17 protein-coding genes are annotated in these 17567 nt (G+C 58.2%); 9 read left to right on the forward strand and 8 right to left on the reverse strand.

Annotated elements, in window-relative coordinates; all coding sequences use genetic code 11:
* Positions 1-62: 62 nt before the first annotated feature.
* Both AC4FIA_RS05420 and AC4FIA_RS05425 read left to right on the forward strand, forming a co-directional pair.
* Positions 63-1250, forward strand: a complete 1188-nt coding sequence (locus AC4FIA_RS05420; protein WP_490364995.1) for a phosphoglycerate kinase — start codon at positions 63-65, stop codon at positions 1248-1250.
* Between the two features lie 97 nt (positions 1251-1347).
* Positions 1348-1650, forward strand: a complete 303-nt coding sequence (locus tag AC4FIA_RS05425; protein ID WP_490364996.1) for an FtsB family cell division protein — start codon at positions 1348-1350, stop codon at positions 1648-1650.
* Positions 1651-1653: 3 nt separating this feature from the next.
* On the opposite strand, the gene AC4FIA_RS05430 is transcribed toward AC4FIA_RS05425, so the two are convergent.
* Positions 1654-3312, reverse strand: coding sequence for an ABC transporter permease (locus AC4FIA_RS05430; protein ID WP_490364997.1), 1659 nt, complete (start codon positions 3310-3312; stop codon positions 1654-1656).
* 112 nt (positions 3313-3424) lie between these two features.
* On the opposite strand from AC4FIA_RS05430, the gene AC4FIA_RS05435 reads away from it, so the two are divergent.
* On the forward strand, positions 3425-4306 hold the full coding sequence (locus AC4FIA_RS05435) for a hypothetical protein (protein ID WP_490364998.1): 882 nt from the start codon (positions 3425-3427) through the stop codon (positions 4304-4306).
* Positions 4303-5034: a YkgJ family cysteine cluster protein gene (locus AC4FIA_RS05440; protein WP_490364999.1), complete on the forward strand. Its 732-nt coding sequence runs from the start codon at positions 4303-4305 to the stop codon at positions 5032-5034. Before AC4FIA_RS05435 ends, AC4FIA_RS05440 begins: the two co-directional genes overlap by 4 nt.
* 21 nt (positions 5035-5055) lie before the next feature.
* Here AC4FIA_RS05440 and AC4FIA_RS05445 read toward each other — a convergent pair whose 3' ends face one another.
* A complete protein-coding gene (locus tag AC4FIA_RS05445; RefSeq protein WP_287473251.1) occupies positions 5056-5316 on the reverse strand; it encodes a DUF2312 domain-containing protein in 261 nt (86 codons plus the stop codon).
* 119 nt (positions 5317-5435) lie between these two features.
* Here AC4FIA_RS05445 and AC4FIA_RS05450 point away from each other — a divergent pair, with 119 nt between their 5' ends.
* Positions 5436-5651, forward strand: a complete 216-nt coding sequence (locus tag AC4FIA_RS05450; RefSeq protein ID WP_103908678.1) for a hypothetical protein — start codon at positions 5436-5438, stop codon at positions 5649-5651.
* A gap of 6 nt (positions 5652-5657) precedes the next feature.
* On the opposite strand, the gene AC4FIA_RS05455 is transcribed toward AC4FIA_RS05450, so the two are convergent.
* Positions 5658-7649: an enoyl-CoA hydratase-related protein gene (locus AC4FIA_RS05455; RefSeq protein WP_490365000.1), complete on the reverse strand. Its 1992-nt coding sequence runs from the start codon at positions 7647-7649 to the stop codon at positions 5658-5660.
* Positions 7650-7873: 224 nt separating this feature from the next.
* On the opposite strand from AC4FIA_RS05455, the gene AC4FIA_RS05460 reads away from it, so the two are divergent.
* Positions 7874-8299 carry a protein tyrosine phosphatase family protein gene (locus AC4FIA_RS05460; protein WP_490365001.1) on the forward strand — a complete coding sequence of 142 codons (426 nt, stop codon included), beginning with the start codon at positions 7874-7876 and terminating at the stop codon, positions 8297-8299.
* Positions 8300-8306: 7 nt separating this feature from the next.
* On the opposite strand, the gene AC4FIA_RS05465 is transcribed toward AC4FIA_RS05460, so the two are convergent.
* The 5 genes from AC4FIA_RS05465 to AC4FIA_RS05485 all read right to left on the reverse strand — a co-directional run bounded on the left by AC4FIA_RS05465 (position 8307) and on the right by AC4FIA_RS05485 (position 14113).
* Positions 8307-9257, reverse strand: coding sequence for a flagellar motor switch protein FliM (locus tag AC4FIA_RS05465; protein ID WP_490365002.1), 951 nt, complete (start codon positions 9255-9257; stop codon positions 8307-8309).
* A gap of 94 nt (positions 9258-9351) precedes the next feature.
* Positions 9352-12045 (reverse strand): ATP-binding protein, encoded by a 2694-nt coding sequence (locus tag AC4FIA_RS05470; RefSeq protein ID WP_490365003.1) that lies wholly within the window; start codon positions 12043-12045, stop codon positions 9352-9354.
* Positions 12042-12338 (reverse strand): hypothetical protein, encoded by a 297-nt coding sequence (locus tag AC4FIA_RS05475; protein WP_490365004.1) that lies wholly within the window; start codon positions 12336-12338, stop codon positions 12042-12044. The genes AC4FIA_RS05470 and AC4FIA_RS05475 overlap by 4 nt, the downstream gene beginning before the upstream one ends.
* Positions 12335-12706, reverse strand: a complete 372-nt coding sequence (locus tag AC4FIA_RS05480; protein WP_103908684.1) for a response regulator transcription factor — start codon at positions 12704-12706, stop codon at positions 12335-12337. The genes AC4FIA_RS05475 and AC4FIA_RS05480 overlap by 4 nt, the downstream gene beginning before the upstream one ends.
* A gap of 102 nt (positions 12707-12808) precedes the next feature.
* Positions 12809-14113 carry a helix-turn-helix domain-containing protein gene (locus AC4FIA_RS05485; RefSeq protein ID WP_490365005.1) on the reverse strand — a complete coding sequence of 435 codons (1305 nt, stop codon included), beginning with the start codon at positions 14111-14113 and terminating at the stop codon, positions 12809-12811.
* Positions 14114-14329: 216 nt separating this feature from the next.
* Here AC4FIA_RS05485 and AC4FIA_RS05490 point away from each other — a divergent pair, with 216 nt between their 5' ends.
* From AC4FIA_RS05490 to AC4FIA_RS05500, 3 genes are all read left to right on the forward strand, one after another.
* Positions 14330-15667: a substrate-binding protein gene (locus AC4FIA_RS05490; protein ID WP_103908686.1), complete on the forward strand. Its 1338-nt coding sequence runs from the start codon at positions 14330-14332 to the stop codon at positions 15665-15667.
* 114 nt (positions 15668-15781) lie between these two features.
* Entirely contained in the window at positions 15782-16813 is a 1032-nt protein-coding gene (locus tag AC4FIA_RS05495; protein ID WP_103908687.1) for a branched-chain amino acid ABC transporter permease, read from the forward strand.
* A 3-nt stretch (positions 16814-16816) separates the two neighbouring features.
* A partial coding sequence (locus AC4FIA_RS05500; protein ID WP_490365006.1) for a branched-chain amino acid ABC transporter permease occupies positions 16817-17567 on the forward strand: 751 nt, incomplete at its 3' end.

A 17567-nucleotide genomic window follows, 5' to 3' on the forward strand; every position in this document is an offset into this window, starting at 1 on the left:
TGAGGCGCATTGACCTTCGGGGACCAAACCGCCAAACCTGCGACAAATCTGAGGAGATCGACATGGCCTGGAAAACACTCGACGATATGGACCTTGACGGGAAGCGCGTTCTGACGCGCGTGGACATCAACGTACCGGTCGAGGACGGGCGCGTGACGGACGCCACACGGATCGAACGGATTGTTCCCACGGTTCAGGACATCATCGGAAATGGTGGCGTTCCTGTCCTTCTGGCCCACTTTGGCCGCCCCAAAGGCAAAGTTGTTCCCGAAATGAGCCTGCAGCAACTGGTGCCCGCTCTGGAAAAGGCGATCGGCAAAGACGTGATCTTTGTCGCCGATAGCCGTGGCCCTGCGGCCGAAGCCGCGATTGCCGCCGCGCAGGCCGGTCAGGTTGTTCTGCTGGAAAACACCCGCTTCCACGCAGGCGAGGAAAAGAATGATCCCGAGTTGGCCAAGGAAATGGCGGCACTTGGCGATGTGTATTGCAACGATGCGTTCTCGGCCGCACACCGCGCCCACGCCTCGACCGAAGGTCTGGCCAAACTGCTGCCCGCTTGCGCAGGTCGCCTGATGCAGGCCGAACTGTCGGCGTTGGAAGCGGCCCTTGGTGCCCCTGAACGCCCCGTTGTCGCCGTTGTGGGCGGCGCGAAAGTGTCGACCAAGCTGGATCTGCTGTCGAACCTGATCGAAAAGGTCGACGTGCTGGTGATCTGCGGCGGCATGGCGAACACGTTCCTTGCGGCCAAAGGCATCGATGTGGGCAAGTCGCTGTGCGAACACGACATGACCGGCACCGCGAAAGAGATCATGGAAAAGGCCAGCGGCCTGAACTGTGAAATCCTGTTGCCCAGTGATGTCGTTGTCGCGCGTGAATTCAAAGCAGGCGCAGACAACGAAACCGTCGCCAATGACGCCTGCCCCGCCGATGCGATGATCCTTGATGCGGGCCCCGATGCCGTGGCCAAGATCACAGCCGCTTTGGACAACGCCAAAACGCTGATCTGGAACGGTCCGCTGGGTGCCTTTGAAATCGCGCCCTTCGACACAGCCACAAACGCAGCAGCGGCCCATGCGGCGGCCCTGTCGCGCGCTGGCAAACTGGTGTCTGTCGCAGGTGGCGGTGACACGGTTGCGGCCCTGAACAAGGCCGATGCAGCCAAGGATTTCACCTATATCTCGACCGCTGGCGGTGCCTTCCTTGAATGGATGGAAGGCAAGGTTTTGCCGGGTGTTGCGGCACTGGGTTAATCCAAACGAATCGAATTTGAACGGCGGGGATTCACATCCCTGCTTTTTTTTGGCATACTCACGCCAAAGCGCCGCAAAAGGCGCAATGAGGCAGAGCATGACCTACTCCAAAAACCGCCCCGCGCTTGGGGCGCTTGTCTATTTTGCAGGCGCAATCAGCATTGGCGCGTACTTCACGTTTGCCGCGGTCCAAGGGGACTACGGCCTGTTCCGTCGTGCGGAAATCGAAGTGGATGCGCAGAAGCTGGAACAGGAACTGGCAGCATTGAACGCCGAAGTGTCCAGCATGGAAAACCTGACGCAGCGGTTGTCGGACGACTATCTTGATCTGGATCTGCTGGATGAACAGGCCCGCGACGTGCTGGGCCTGATCCGCGCTGACGAAATGGTGGTGCGCTAACCCCTAGCGGTTCGCCCGCGCCAAAAGCGCCACAGCAAACAACCCGACCAAAATCACCAGAACCGCAGCCGGGGCCGCGCCACCAAGGTTTTCAAGGCTGGCCTGCTCATGCACGCGCGTCGCAAGCGTGTCATAGTTGAACGGGCGCAGAAGCAAGGTCGCGGGCAGTTCCTTAACGCTGTCCACGAACACCAGCAGCAGCGCCGACGCGATCGAGGCGCGCATCATCGGGAAATAGACCAAGCGCAGGGTCTGGCCTTGATCTTTACCCAAGGACCGTGCGGCCAGCGACAGGTTCGGTGAAACCCGCCCCATTGCTGCGTCTGCCGCACCTTGTGCGATCGCAAAGAAGCGCACTGTGTAGGCCAGAACCAACGCAAAGGCCGATCCGGTCAGGATCAGGCCAATGTCGATACCAGTGGTGTTTTCAACCAAATCCGCCAACCCATGATCTAGCACTGCCAGCGGGATCAGAATGCCCACACCCAGAACCGCGCCCGGTGCGGCGTATCCAATGCTGGTCACTGGCATCAAAAGGCGGGGCAAGGTGCGGCGGCTGATGCGCACGCCGTAAACCATGAACACGCCGCCCAGAACCGTCAGCACGGCGGCAATGCCGCCCACTGTAAGCGTATTGGCCGTCGCGCTGAATAGCTTGGGGTCGGCCCATTCCTCGGCGTTGGCCAAGGCGTGTTTCAGAATGACACCTGCAGGCAGCACAAAGCCCATCAGGAACGGGATAGTACAGGCGACGGTGGCAAACACCGCCGCAAACCCGTGCAGTTTCACATGCTCGGGCGGTCGATGGCGGGTCGACAGGTTAAAGAAGCGCATCTTGCGACGCGAATACCGTTCCAGCGTCACAAGGATCACGATCAAAGCAAGCACAACACACGCAATCTGCGCGGCCCCGCCAGCGTTGCCCGACTGCAGCCAGACCGAGAAGATGCCGGTGGTCAGCGTCTGAACCGCGAAATAGTCCACCGTGCCGAAATCATTGACCGTTTCCATCATCACTACGGCGACACCTGCCGCGATGGCAGGACGCGCCAATGGCAGGCCAACACGCAGGAACCGTTTGAACGGCCCTGCCCCAAGGCTGCGCGCGACTTCCTCGGCGCTGCCGGATTGTTCGCGGAATGCCGCACGTGTCAGCAGGTAAACATAGGGATAAAGCGAGGCCGACAACACAAGAATAGCCGCACCCATCGACCTTATTTCAGGGAACCAGTAATCGCGGGCCGATTGCCAGCCGAACACGGCCCGCAGCGCGCTTTGCACCGGTCCGGCATATTCCAGAAGATCCACCAGCGCGTAAGCCCCCACATAGGCGGGGATCGCCAAGGGCAAAAGAAGCAGCCATTGCAACCACTTGCGTAGGGGAAACTCGTAGCGGGTCACCATCCATGCGGCACCCGTGCCCATGCAGGCCGTCATCAACCCCACGCCAGACATCAACACGCCTGTCGTTGTCAGATAGCGGGGCAATGTTGTCGAAATCAGATGCGGCCAGATGTTTTCCTTGGGAAACATCGCCAGAAACACGACGCTCAGGATCGGCAACAGAACGATTGCCGCAATAATCATGGCCCCGATGGACCACGGGTTCAGCCATTCGCGTTTTTTAGCGTGTGTGCCGGCTTGGATGTCTGTCACTGCCATAGTTCTGGTCTGTTTCGCCTATACCTAAGTGCGGCCGTTCTTGGCGGAAAGCTGTTTGACTGCCAGCAAAAGCGTTTATAGTCCAAGCAACAGGCAACAAAAAGACCCCCGCATGCAGGTAATCTTACACACCGGAGTGCACTTTACCGACGAAGGCCGTCTTCTGAAGGGATTGCAGCGCAATGCGCCGTCATTCAGAGAGCACGGCGTCGCCGTTCCAGGGCCTGCGCGCTACAAAACTTTGTTGGGCGAAGCCGCCCATTCGCTGACCAATGCGGCACCCGCCCCTGATGCCCGCGAAATCATGCTGGATGAATTGCTGACAGACGATCCGGAACACGTCAGCCGCATCCTTCTAAGCCATCAGCACATCTTTGGCGTACCCAAAATTTCCATGCAGGGGGGCATCCCCTATCGCAAAGCCGAAGAACGCATTGGCGCGCTGAAGTCGCTGTTCAAAGGCGACGAGATCGAGTTGTTCATCGGGCTGCGCAACCCAGCGACGTGGTTGCCCGCGATGTTCAACGACGTGCCGCAGCCTAGTTTCGAAGACTTTATGGGCGGCTTGGACCCGCGCGATTTTCTTTGGTCGGATTTCCTGAAACGCCTGCGCAACGCACATCCCGACGTCTCTCTGACGGTTTGGTTCAACGAAGATACGCCCCTGATTTGGGGTCAGATCATGCGCGAAATGGCGGGGATCGAAATCACCCAGAAGATCGCGGGCTCGTTCGATCTTCTGTCGCAAATCATGTCTGTTGAAGGGATGAAGCGCTTCCGCTCGTATCTGGCGCAGCACCCGACCATCAACGAACGGCAAAAACGCCGTGTCATGGTGGCGTTTCTCGACAAATACGCCATCGAGGACGAGATCGAAGAAGAACTCGACATTCCGGGCTGGAACGAAGCGATGGTCGACACACTGACCGAAACCTATGATGACGACATGTGGGAAATAGAACGCGTTCCCGGTGTCACAGTGATCACCACATGAGCAAAGCCAAGGCCGTTGACTATGCAACGCTGCGCAAACGGCTGGAAAAAGCGCGTTTGAAAAGCACGGTGTCTGCGACAGTGGACCGCGCGCGCAATCTGCTGCTGGTCTATCTGGATCACGCGCAGGCGCAGAACATTCCTGTTCAGGAACTGGCGCGACAAATCCAGCAGGGGCTTCCAGCGTTGCGCATTGGCGGGGCCGATCTGGCGGCAGCGGCGGAAAAACCTGACGGCCCGTTTGGCGACATTGCCTGCGCGTCGGGCTGTGCGTTTTGCTGTATTCTGGCGGGAGAAGACGGTGGAGTCATCACCGAGGCCGAGGCGCGCAATGTACATGCCGCGCTATCGCAGCTTCCCAAGGGGTCTGATGGCCGCGCCTGGCATCCCCGTGCCTGCCCGTCACTTGATCCCGAAACGCGCATGTGCCGCATCTACGATGCACGTCCGATGATATGCCGGTCCTACATTTCGAAAGATGTCACCGCCTGCGAGGCAATTTCGACCGGCATTCCGGCCGATGGCGCGGGCGTTGTCGGCGCGCAATCCATCTATCTGGCCGTTCACGCCTTGGGACGTGCCGCATTGAAGGGGATTGCAACGGTCCCGACCTTCAGTTTGTCCGCCGTTGCCACCGCTGCTTTGGACGGCGTCGATGAGGCCGCAGCATTGCAAGGGGCCAAACACAAACCGCGCACTCTCGATGACGAAAGCGCGCGGCTGTCTTAAGCGTTCAGAAGGCCTATAAAATCAGGCCATGCCCAAAGCGGCTTTGTACATGTCCAGTACCGCCTCTTCTTCGGCGATGTCGTTGGCGTCGCGCTTGCGCAGCGCGATGACCTTGCGCATGACCTTGGTGTCATAGCCACGGCCTTTCGCCTCGGCCATCACCTCTTTCTGGGCATCGGCAATGTCTTTTTTCTCGCTCTCGAGGCGTTCGTAACGCTCGATGAACTGGCGCAATTCGCCTGCGGCAACGCCGTAACTGTTCGATGATGTTTCGTCGTTCATAGCTGTCTCCTGCCGATCAGATGTTGGGATACCCAAGCCCGCCCCGACCATCAAGGGGTTGCGAGCGCGGTTGTGATCAATTACCGCCTACGGCGCACAACAAATTCAGGGGATACCAAATGGACATGTTGATTTGGGCAGGCACTGTCGTTTCCGTGGTCGGGCTTGTCGGTCTGGTCTGGTGCATCCTGAAAGTCGCCAAAGCCAAGAAAGCCAGCCAAACCGACGAAGAGTTGCGCGCTGCCATTCAAAAGGTTGTGCCCCTGAACCTTGGCGCGCTGTTTCTGTCCGTGATCGGCCTGATGATGGTGATCGTGGGCATTTTTCTTGGCTAAAACGGTCTAGTTTAGATCGTTGAAATTCCGACCATTCTTGATCAGGTTCTGCCAACCGTTGCGCGGTTCAAAAAACGCCGTGTCAGGATGATCCAGCACATCAAGACGCCGCTTCAGGCGGAATAGACCGATCAGATCTGCGGCAACCATTGGCCCGCCGCGCCATCTGGGAAACGACTGCCCCTTGATCATCGCAGTGTCGACGATCAACGGATGCGACACCATTTTGTTTTCCAGCATCCGCATCGTTTCATTCGCCATCGCCGCCAAAATCGTTTCCACGATCTCGTCGTCCGGCATCTTTTTCTTGGGAACGCGTGTCGCATTGATCAGGTCAAGCACCGCTTTATCCGGCACAAGGCTGCCGTTCTCACCGATGCCGTAGAACCCGCCGCCGTCGCCGCGCCCTTTGCGCCCGTTGGCCACCAGATAGGCCGACCAGTTGCGCCCCGCCTCGGCCCTTGGTGCCGTGGCAAATTCCTCAAGCCCGCGTCCATCGCGTGTGGCGAACGGCGCCGCGCGCCAGCCCCAAGCGTTCAAGGCAGTGTCGATATCATAGGGCGACTGCCCCAAATCGACGAGGATATCGGCCATCCGATGCAGCGACGCCATCATACGTCCGACCACGCTGCCCCCTTGGGATTTCACGCGGATGGGCGTTTTGTTCATCCGGTGGACCAAAGCGTAGCACGCCATAAGGTCATCTTCGGATGCCTCCGGACCCTGCAAAATCTCGACCAGCCCATGCATGTGTGCTGGCGGGGCGAACCGCAGCGCGACCGAGTTTACCTGATCCGGAAACGCCTTGATCCGGGCCGCGCCTTCGGGGCCGGGAACACCGCTTTGGCCACGCGCGGCGTGAAGGATCACGTCACAGCCTTTGGCCATCTCTTCGGCGTCCCCCATGGCGAGATTGCCCAACTCGGCTTTGGCGCGGTCCTCGCTGATGCGTTTCAGCTTGATCGACTGGCGGTAAAACCCGTCGATCTGTGCAAAACCGCGCTTTAAGACTTCGGGATTCTTTGTGCCCCAGCGTACCTTCATGCCAGAATGCAATGCCGCGATAGCCAGATGCGAGGCGAGCGATCCGCCCCCCAGAATGCCCAGCACATTATACCGCGGAATCGGTTGATCGGTTTGTGGTCGCGCAAGCTGCCCTGCTTTCCGCTCGGCCACAAAGGCACGGCGCAGCGCCTTGGATTGATCCCCCTGACGCAGATCTTCGAACGTCTGGCCCTCAAGCGCCAATCCTGCATAAATCGGAAGCAACTGTGCCGCCTCGACGCAATCCAGAATGGCCACAGGGGCGCTTTCCGGAAGTGCCGCAAGTCGCGCCCGGCGGGCCTGGATCACGTCCTGATAGCCTGCCGCATCAATGAACCCGCGCGTGGCGTCCGAGGTCTTTCGTGGTCCACGCCCGTCTTTTTGCAGCGTTTCGCAAAACTTGATGGCTTCGGCCTGCGGGTCGTCCGAGGCAAACAGGGCGTCCACGATCCCCTGCGCAGGCATCCGGTCAACCGCATGGGATTGGCCACCCACCAGAATATCCAGGGCCGCCGCCGCGCCGATCAGGCGGGGCAGCCTTTGCGTCGCACCACCAAAAGGAACAATCCCAAGCCGCACCTCGGGCGCGCCCACGCGCGTCCCGCGATGCGCGATCCGGTAATGCGCCGCCAAGACCAGATCCAGCCCGCCCCACAAAACCGCGCCATGCAGAACCGCGACCACGGGCTTTGAACAATCTTCGATCTGCCGCGCCAGTTCCGACAAATCGGGCTGGTCAAACGGGTCGTCCAGCTCATGCAAGTTCGCTGCAGTACAAAAACCGTTGCCCTGCCCCATAATGGCAATCTGGGTGACGGCATCATCGGCCAATGCGTTGGAAAGGGCCTCTGACAAAGCAGTGCGAAGCGGGGCCGTCAGGGCGTTGAACGGAGGATTGTGCAACGCCAATACCGCCACACCGTTTGTCACGGATGAAACTACTAACTCTGACAAATGCCTGTCCTTAATTGCGGCCACTGCTGGCGCTTGCGCTCTGCTTTTTGGTTTTGGCGATATTAGACGGCAAAATCGCGAATCAGGCAATAGGCGAACGAATCACTTCGCAGGCAGTGTTGCGCGGCCAAAACCACGCAGTTTCAGGCGGGAAAATGCGCCAACCTGTCGGCCCGTCATCGTAGAATCTAGACAGAACATTCGCAGGGCGCTAATGCGGTTTTATGGATATCCGTCAGGTCACACCCCGCTATCACGTTTCGCCTCAGATTTCGGTCGAGGACATCCCCGCATTGCAAGCTGCTGGTTTCAAGAAAGTCATCTGCAACCGGCCCGATGCCGAGGTTCCGCCCAGCCACCAATCCGCAACCATTGGCGCGGCTTTGGCAGAAGCAGGCATCGCATATGACGTGCTTCCCCTGACCCACCAGACGATGACACCTGAAAACGTGGCCAAACAGGCGGCGTTTGCGGCCGAGGGCGAAGGCCCGGTTCTGGCCTATTGTGCATCCGGCACGCGCTGCACTGTTGTTTGGGCCTTCGGTCAGGTCGGCAAGATGAGCACGGACGAGATTTTGCAGACAGCGGCGAACGCCGGCTATGATCTGGCCGGTCTGCGCCCGACGCTGGACGCCCTGTCCCAGCAATAAGCGCCCCTTACTCGGCGGGCAGCGCCTGTTTTTCCGGCACTGCCCCGACCTGCGCGATTTCGGCGTCGTCGGCCTCTTCTTCTTTCAGATGCGCAATCAGGGGCGAGTCCTCATCGATGCGGAACGCCCGCTGGCCATCCAGACGCCCCAATTGACCCGAGCCAAAGCCCGACCGGTCCCGCGCCATTAACTCGACCGTCTGCTCGACATTCTTTGGCAAGGGCAACCGATCGCCCACGCTTAATTCGTGTAGCTGCTGCAAGGGCATCTTCAATTTGCACAGCACTGCATCAAAGCAGACGTTAAGCTCCATCAGCATGTCATCTGACAGATGAACCGGCTTGTCCTCTTCCACGGGCTGGTGCGGCGGTTCGGTGGGGACCAGCAACGTCAGAACACCCTTTCGTAGCCCCGAGGCCAGTTCGACCGTTGCATTGACCTGACGATACGCAACCGCGCCCATCAACAACCGCGCGGCGCGGCCGTTTTCAAGCCGTTCCCCAACCCCAAACCCGCAGAAATCCGAAGATGCCTCAGGCCGGGCAAGCGCCATGGACAGGCGCGTCATAACCCCGTCTACGAACGGCGCGGCAAGCATTGCATCAATGCTGGTAAAGCCACGTTTTTCAGGGGGCGCGCCGGTAACCTGACCTATGGTTTGGCTTTCGACGATAGCCGAATGCAGATCAGCGTCGATCGAGGCAAAGCCCAAACCGCCGTGCTGTCCCTTCAACGACAGAAACAAACGGTCCGTTCCCAGCACATCGCCGCATTCGTCCTGCAACAGCACATTCTGAGAAACTGACGCGACATCCAGTACCAGGCCCCACAAATCCCGTGCCGTCGTGGAAAGCGCTCGTTCCAAGGCCTTATCCACGGGCAAATCTGAAAGATCCGCCATGCGACGGGTCGTCGATGCCTTTTTCAGAATGATCTGCCTGTGGGTATTGATGTCCATCTGGTGCCTGTGCCGTCGTACGCACCAACGGTTTTCGCTAAATATCGTTAGCAAAAGCTTTCCCGCACCGGGAAATGCACGGAAAAATCACGGCTTATTGTGCGGCCAAAGCCATTTCCAAAGGCAGTGTAAGCCGGAACCCCGCGCCTTTGGTGGTTGGCAGATACACGATCTCACCGTCCAGACGCGCCATGATTTCACGGCAAATCGCAAGCCCAAGCCCCGCTCCACCTGCCTTTTGTTCGCCAATCCGCGCGAACTTTTCAAAGATCATATCGCGGGCTTCGATGCTGATCCCCTTGCCGTTGTCGACAAAATCGATCCGGACCTGCCCGTCTTTCTGGCTGATCGTGATCGTCAGTTCGGGATCATCCGCCTCGCAGTATTTGCGCGCATTGCTCAGCAGGTTGATAAAGACCTGCGTCAAGCGATCCAGATCGGTCTGCACCCAGACGTCCTCGGCATCACGGTTGCGGGTGATCCGAATAGAAAGCCCGCCATCCGCATTGCTGGCCGCTGCGGCCTCGGCCCGATCCAGAAGGTCCCCCAGACGCCCGCGCTGTACGTTCAGGCTGACCTTGGCGTTTTCCAGAACGCTCAGATCCAGAAGATCGTCCAAAAGGCGCGTCAGGCGGATCGCTTCGTCATGGATGATGGACGAAAACTTGCTTTGCTCGGCACCATCCAGATCACGTCCGTCCCGCAGGATTTCCGAAAACGCGCGGATCGAGGACATAGGAGTTCTGAGTTCATGACTGATCTGGCTTAGGAACGCGTCTTTCTGGACCGAAAGGCGCGTCAGCTTGTCATTTGCCTCCCTCAGCTTCCGGGCCGTTCGTGTCAGTTCAGCGGACTGAGTTTCCAGTCGGGATGAATATTCCATAAGCTGCGCGGATTCGTCGGCCACGGCCATCAGGTCCTCGACCGAAACAGAATGGCCACCCACGATCTGGCCGACCATTGCGTGCGCTGTCGCAGCCCCCACAGAGCCCGCAAGTTCACGTTCAAGGACCTGAAGGAAATCGGGTGTGGGTTCGGGCAAATCACCGGACACCTTTTGCCTGTTGGCCTCACGCTCGAACAACGCGAGGGCGTCGGCGGCCCCCAGAATGCGCTGCGCCATGATCAACAGATCCTCGGTCTGCGCGACCCCTGCCGACCAACTACGCGGGCTGGCGGAATGCTGGAAGATATTGACGAATTGCGCGCCTTGAAGCCGTTCGATTGGGCCCGGAAAACTGATGATCGAGAACACGAAAAAGGCAATTGTGTTCAGCATCATGCTCCAGAACAGCGTGTGCAGAAGCGGATCGATATTTTCAATGCCGAATAGCGCTTGGGGTCGCAGCCAGTCGATGCCCCACGGACCTTGCGACATCATCTGGGCCGAAAAAATCACGCCATCGCCCAATGACGGAAGGAAAAGCGAATAGGTCCAGATCGAAAAGCCCGTCACGACCGCTGCGATGGCCCCTGCTCGCGTCGCCCCACGCCAGAAAATACCGCCCAGCATTGCAGGCAAGACCTGCGACACGCCCACGAAAGAAACCAGACCAATCGCGGACAATGCGCTGCCGCCGCCTGACAGTTTATAATAGGCGTATCCCAGCATCACGACCAAAGCGATCGACACGCGCCGTGCAGTCAGAACGACATAGCGCACGTCGCCCGACATGGTCGCCCCCACCCCGGTCAGCCGCAGCCAGATCGGCATTACGATATGGTTCGACACCATGGTCGACAGCGCGATGGCCACCACGATCACCATCGACGTTGCCGATGAAAACCCGCCCAAGAACGACAGAACAGCCAGCCCTTCGTATCCTTGGCTCAGCGGCAACGTCAGAACAAACAGGTCAGGGTTTGACCCTGCGGGCAGCAGATCAAGCCCGACAACCGCGATTGGCACAACGAACAACGACATCAGCATCAGGTACGTCGGAAAGGCCCAGCTGGCCGTTCTCAGGTGCGCATCATCAGCGGCCTCGACGACCAGAACCTGAAACATGCGCGGCAGGCACAGAAACGCCGCAGCAGACAAAAACGTAATACCGGCCCAGCGACCGCCATCGACCTGCCAGATGCCGATCTCCGATGCGTCGATGCGTTCGAGGATGTCCGGAATGCCATCAGACAGCCCCCAGACAACGAAAATGCCGACAGACAGAAGCGCGGCAAGCTTCACCACCGCCTCGACCGCAATCGCCATCACAACGCCGTGGTGCCGTTCGTTCGCATCCAGATTTCGGGTGCCGAAGAAGACGGTAAAAATGGCAAGACCGATCGCAACCCAAAAGGCCGTGCGCGTCTTGGGATCGCCCCCGCCAGACACGCTTTCCGCAAGCCCGAAAACCTCAAAGCTGAGCGTCACAGACTGCAGCTGCAGAGCGATATAGGGCGTTGTCCCCAGAACGAAGAAGATCGTCACGCACATGGCAAGGAAGTTCGACTTGCCATAACGCGACGAAATAAGATCAGCGATAGAGGTGATGCGCTGGCTGCGTCCGATGCGCACCAGCTTTCGCACCGCCCAGAACCAGCCGATCATCACAAGGCTTGGCCCCAGATAGATCGCCACATATTCAATGCCGTTTCGTGCAGCAGAGCCCACCGCGCCGTAAAACGTCCACGCGGTACAGTAAATCGACAGCGACAGCGTATAGACCACGGGCGAGCGCAACCAACGCACGCGGCCCTGCATCGCGGATCGTTCAGCCACGAAGGCCACAACAAAAAGGAAAAAGACGTAGGCCAGACAAATGGCCAGAAGGGCGTTGAACGAGGTCATTGCTGCCCGTCCCGTCCGCCCTGAGTGTCCTGATTGGCGCGCTCGTTGCGCGACATACGGGATGAAATCAGGAAACACGCGCTGATCAGCGCGGCCCAGACCAGAAAAACATAGGTCAGAACATTGGACGAAGCGGGCGCCTTGGCAGAATCAACTGACCACAAAAGCGGCACCATCCACCCCAACAGCCCCAGCACCGGCAACAAACGCGCCGCGTCATGAAGCCTTCTGCGGCGGTAACTGCGCCGCTCCAGAAAAACAGGTAACCCGGCCTTTTCCTCGTCGTCGATCATGGCTGCAGGGCAAGCGCCCGAACAGCTTCAACGACATCCGCGTTGGAAAACGGCTTGGTCATGAACCGGCTGGCACCTGCCTTTTCAGCAAGTTCGCGATCCTTGGTCTGACCGCGGGCGGTCAGCATAAGCACAGGAATCCCTGAGATATCAGGCTCTTCCCGGATTTCACGTAAGATATCATAACCACTTTTTCCCGGCAGCATGACATCCAGAATAATCACATCCGGTTTCAGGCGCGATGCGGTTTCAACCGCATTCGTGCCATCCGAATGGGCCCTGACGGACCAGCCGTCACGGCTTAGAATGAAACTGATCGCTTCGATGATATTCGGCTCATCCTCGATCAGTAGCAAATGTTTTGGCATTCACGATGTTCCTCCCCTGTCACCCCGCCCCGCTTTCACGGGCCTCACGCGTGGGCGACCCCTAATTTATTACCTGCCTGACGCGATCTGTCAAAAATCCAATCATTGTCCTGTCGACAAAATTGAAGGCTCGCGGCGCCCGGCACAGTCATTGCGTGGACAAATCCGGCACGAAACACCCACTGCTTCGGTCTTTTCGTCTGCCGCACCAAAGGGCACGGGGACCATCAGCATATGAACTTTCAGCAGCCGCGCGCCATCCAAAGCGGGCGCTTGCGTGTCTTCGGCATAGGCGAACGCCTTGATCTGACGATCTGTCGCACCGGGCTGGGCGATCAACCGCATGATCGGCATCCCCGGCGCGCACAAAGCGGAATAAAGCGGCCATAGCGGGCAGCCAGCACCAAAGCGCGGCAATGAAAAATCCTGAAGAGGCTTGCGATAAGTCAACGTGCCCGTACCATCGCAAAGCGCCAAACCGAAATCATCGTCCAGAACCGAGCCCGACAAAATCGCCATGCGGCGCATGACCAGACCGGGCGATAGACGCAGCGCTGCTGCGATTGCAAATGGGTCCGTTTCGCCCGCCAGCATTTTGGGGGCCAGAATTTCGTGCGGCAGTTGCTCTGCATCGCTGGCATAGCGGCTCAGGTGTGCATCTAACAAAGTGCGCGCATCCGCCGACAGTTCGACACCCAAGGTTTCAGATAGATCCGAGATGCCGTCGGGGCTGTGCTCCAGAGGCTCAAGAAAATAACCGGCGCTGGCCAGAACCGCATCCATTTCATCCTGCGGCGCGCTTGCCTCAGACGAGGCATCACCTGAGGCTTCAAGATAGCCCACCAGCGCGCGGCTGGTTTCGGCAAGACGTGTGGCGTCTTCATAAACGTTGCGGTGGAAACGGGCGCTCCATTCAGGGCTCAGGTCCGCTGGATCGTTCAGAATAGAGGCCGTCGACCGGATCGAGGTCACCGTTGACAGCATCTCATGCAAAGAAGCCGCCAGATGCGGATCGTGCGTCAAGCGGTCGGACAGCGTTTCAACGGTCCGTTCAAGCGACGCGATGCGGCGGCGGTTGTCTGACAACAGCCCTGCCCAACCCGGAAAGCGCCCTGCGAACTCGTCGACGCGGTCCACTTCAACCGGCGCAGCCTTTGGATCGGACGCGGCCTCGCGCAGTGCAGCGATCAACGTCGCCTCGGCCCCTTCGCTAAGCAAGGCCGGTTCTACGCCCAGAACTTCGGCGATATCGAGAAGAAGCTTACCGCCGATTCCGCGTCGATTATGTTCAATTAGATTGAGATATGAGGCCGAAATTCCCGCTGCGCTGGCCAATTCAGCCTGCTTCAGACCTGCCATGACGCGACGTTCGCGTATTCGACTTCCGGTTAGCGTGTCCCGTGCCATCAATTTTTCCTGACTCTTCAACGCACTTCTGCGGCGCGGCGTAAGTAAATTTACAGTTTACTGAAGTATACTGTTCATTAATTGACAAAAAAATTGAAGTATAAAAAGCAGTTGTTGCGCAATTTTCTTTCTCCAACACATACTGACTTTGCACACTAGTGCGCGCGTTTGCGGAAAAGAGGAGCCGCAAATGCAAATCACCTAGGGAGGATTTCTATGTCCAAATTGAATCTGACACGCCGCGGCGTGATCCAGACCGGTGCTGTAGCTGGTGCCGGCCTCGCGCTTCCGACATATCTGTCGGCGGCTGGCCACGAAGGCTTTACCAACGCTCCGACAGGTAGCACTGTCACATTCGGCTTCAACGTACCGCAAACCGGTGCGTATGCGGACGAAGGCGCAGACGAACTGCGCGCCTACGAACTTGCTGTTGAGCACCTGAACGGTGGCGGCGACGGCGGCCTGATGAACACATTCTCGTCCAAAGCGCTTGAGGGTACAGGTATCCTTGGCAAGAAGGTCGAGTACGTCACAGGCGACACACAGACAAAGTCCGACGCGGCTCGCGCCTCTGCGAAGTCCATGATCGAAAAAGACGGCGCTGTAATGATCACCGGCGGTTCGTCCTCCGGCGTTGCGGTTGCGGTTCAGGCTCTGTGTCAGGAAGCTGGCGTCATCTTCATGGCCGGTCTGACACACTCGAACGACACCACAGGTAAGGACAAGAAGGCGAACGGCTTCCGTCACTTCTTCAACTCTTACATGTCCGGTGCTGCTCTGGCTCCGATCCTGGGCAAGAACTACGGCACAGACCGTAAGGCTTACCACCTGACAGCGGACTACAACTGGGGTTACACCACAGAAGAAGCCGTCCGCACATCCACAGAAGCGATGGGCTGGGAAACTGTAGCTGCGGTTAAAACACCGCTGACACAGACTGACTTCTCGTCCTACATCGCACCTGTTCTGCAGTCCGGTGCCGACGTTCTGGTTCTGAACCACTACGGCGGTAACATGGTGAACTCGCTGACAAACGCGGTTCAGTTCGGTCTGCGTGAAAAGCAGGTTAACGGCAAGAACTTCGAAATCGTTGTTCCGCTGTACTCGCGCCTGATGGCGAAGGGTGCTGGTGCCAACGTTAAAGGCATCTTCGGTTCGACAAACTGGCACTGGTCGCTGCAGGACGAGGGCTCCAAGCAGTTCGTTAAGTCCTTCGGTGAAAAGTACGGCTTCCCGCCGAGCCAGGCTGCGCACACATGCTACGTTCAGGCGATGCTGTACGCAGACGCGGTTCAGCGCGCAGGTTCGTTCAACCCGTGTGCCGTTGCAGAAGCTCTGGAAGACTTCGAGTTCGACGGTATGGGCAACGGTAAGACACTGTACCGTGCCGAAGACCACCAGTGCTTCAAAGACGTTCTGGTTGTGAAGGGTAAAGAGAACCCGACTTCCGAGTTCGACCTTCTCGAGATCGTTGAAGTTACTCCGGTCGGTCAGGTTACTTACGACGCTTCCATCTTTGGCGGCGAACTGGGCACCTGCAACCCCGGCGCATAAGCAAAACTTCCGGGTGGGCAGCAATGCCCACCCGAACACCGCTTCTCCCTGACTGCCCCCCTGTTGACGCGGGGGTTCAATCTTTCCGCAATCCGACCGCAAAAGGGTGGGACAATGGACGCATTAATCCTGCAAATCCTGAACGGACTCGACAAAGGGTCAGCATATGCGCTGATCGCACTGGGTCTGACGCTGATCTTCGGCACACTTGGCGTTGTTAACTTCGCCCACGGCGCGCTCTTCATGATCGGTGCATTCTGCGCTGTGACGCTGAACCGCATCCTGACACTCAGCCACACTGTCATCGACGAAACCAGAACCGACTTTTTGGGCAAACCCCTGCAAGTCGATGTTCCCTACGTCTATGACATCTTCGGCGAAAGCGCCGGCAACGCGATCATTGACTGGTCCGTACCGCTCGCCATCCTGTTTGCCATTCCTGTGATGATCGCCGTTGGTGTGATCATGGAGCGTGGCCTGATCAAACACTTCTACAAGCGTCCGCACGCTGACCAGATCCTTGTGACGTTCGGCCTTGCGATCGTTTTGCAGGAAATCATCAAATACTTCTACGGTGCGAACCCGATCCCGACACCTGCCCCCGAAGCCTTTAAAGGTAGCTTCGATTTCGGCACGATGATCGGTTTTGATCCGAACATCATCATCTACCCGTACTGGCGTCTGGTTTACTTCTGCTTTGCGGTTGTGATCATCGGTGCCGTATTTGCCTTCCTGCAGTTCACAACATTCGGCATGGTCGTTCGCGCCGGTATGGCTGACCGTGAAACAGTTGGCCTGCTGGGCATCAACATCGACCGTCGCTTTACCATCATGTTCGGTCTTGCGGCAGCAGTCGCTGGCCTTGCCGGTGTGATGTACGTACCGATCAACCCACCAAACTATCACATGGGCATGGACTTCTTGGTTCTTAGCTTTGTTGTGGTCGTTGTGGGCGGCATGGGTTCGCTTCCGGGCGCTGTTCTGGCGGGCTTCCTGCTTGGCATTCTCGAAAGCTTTGCCTCGATGCGCGAAGTCATCGACTTCATCCCCGGCATCAACCAGGTCATCATCTATCTGGTCGCTATCATCATTCTACTTACTCGTCCGCGGGGCCTTATGGGTCGCAAGGGCGTGATGGAGGACTGATCCATGTTCGGTCTCGAAAAGAAAGACGCGTCTCTTCTTATCCTCGTCGCGGTGCTGACCATCTTTGCACCGTTTATCCTGAACCCCTTCCCCGATGGCTCGGCTCTGGCCCAGTTCAACGCGGGCTACCCAGATCTGATGCAGCGCTTTGTGATCTTCGGTATCTTTGCAATCGGCTTTAACATTCTGTTCGGCCTGACAGGCTACCTGTCCTTCGGTCACGCAGCGTTTCTGGGTATCGGTTCCTACGCTGCGGTCTGGATGTTCAAACTGCTCAGCATGAACGTCATTCCGGCGATCATTCTGGCGGTCATCATGTCCGGCTTGTTCGCTTTGCTGATCGGCTACATCTCGCTCCGTCGCTCGGGTATCTACTTCTCGATCCTGACACTGGCGTTTGCGCAGATGATGTTCGCCCTTGCCTATTCGGTTCTGACACCGATCACAGGTGGTGAAACTGGCCTGCAGCTGGCACTGGACGATCCGCGCATCCTGAGCATGGCGTCCTCCACGGACGGCAACATTCCGGTTCCCAGCCTGTTCGGCATGGAAATGCGCGACAGCACTCAGCTGACCGTCGGCGCGTGGAAGTTCACGTTCAACGTTGGCTACTACTTCTGCTCGGTCATCATGCTGGTTGCGTTCTACATCGCGATCCGGATTTTCCGTTCGCCCTTCGGCCTGATGCTGCGTGCGGTTAAGTCCAACCAGCAGCGTCTGAACTACACCGGTCTGAACCCGCGTCCCTACACAC

The organism is Thalassococcus sp., assembly GCF_982780845.1.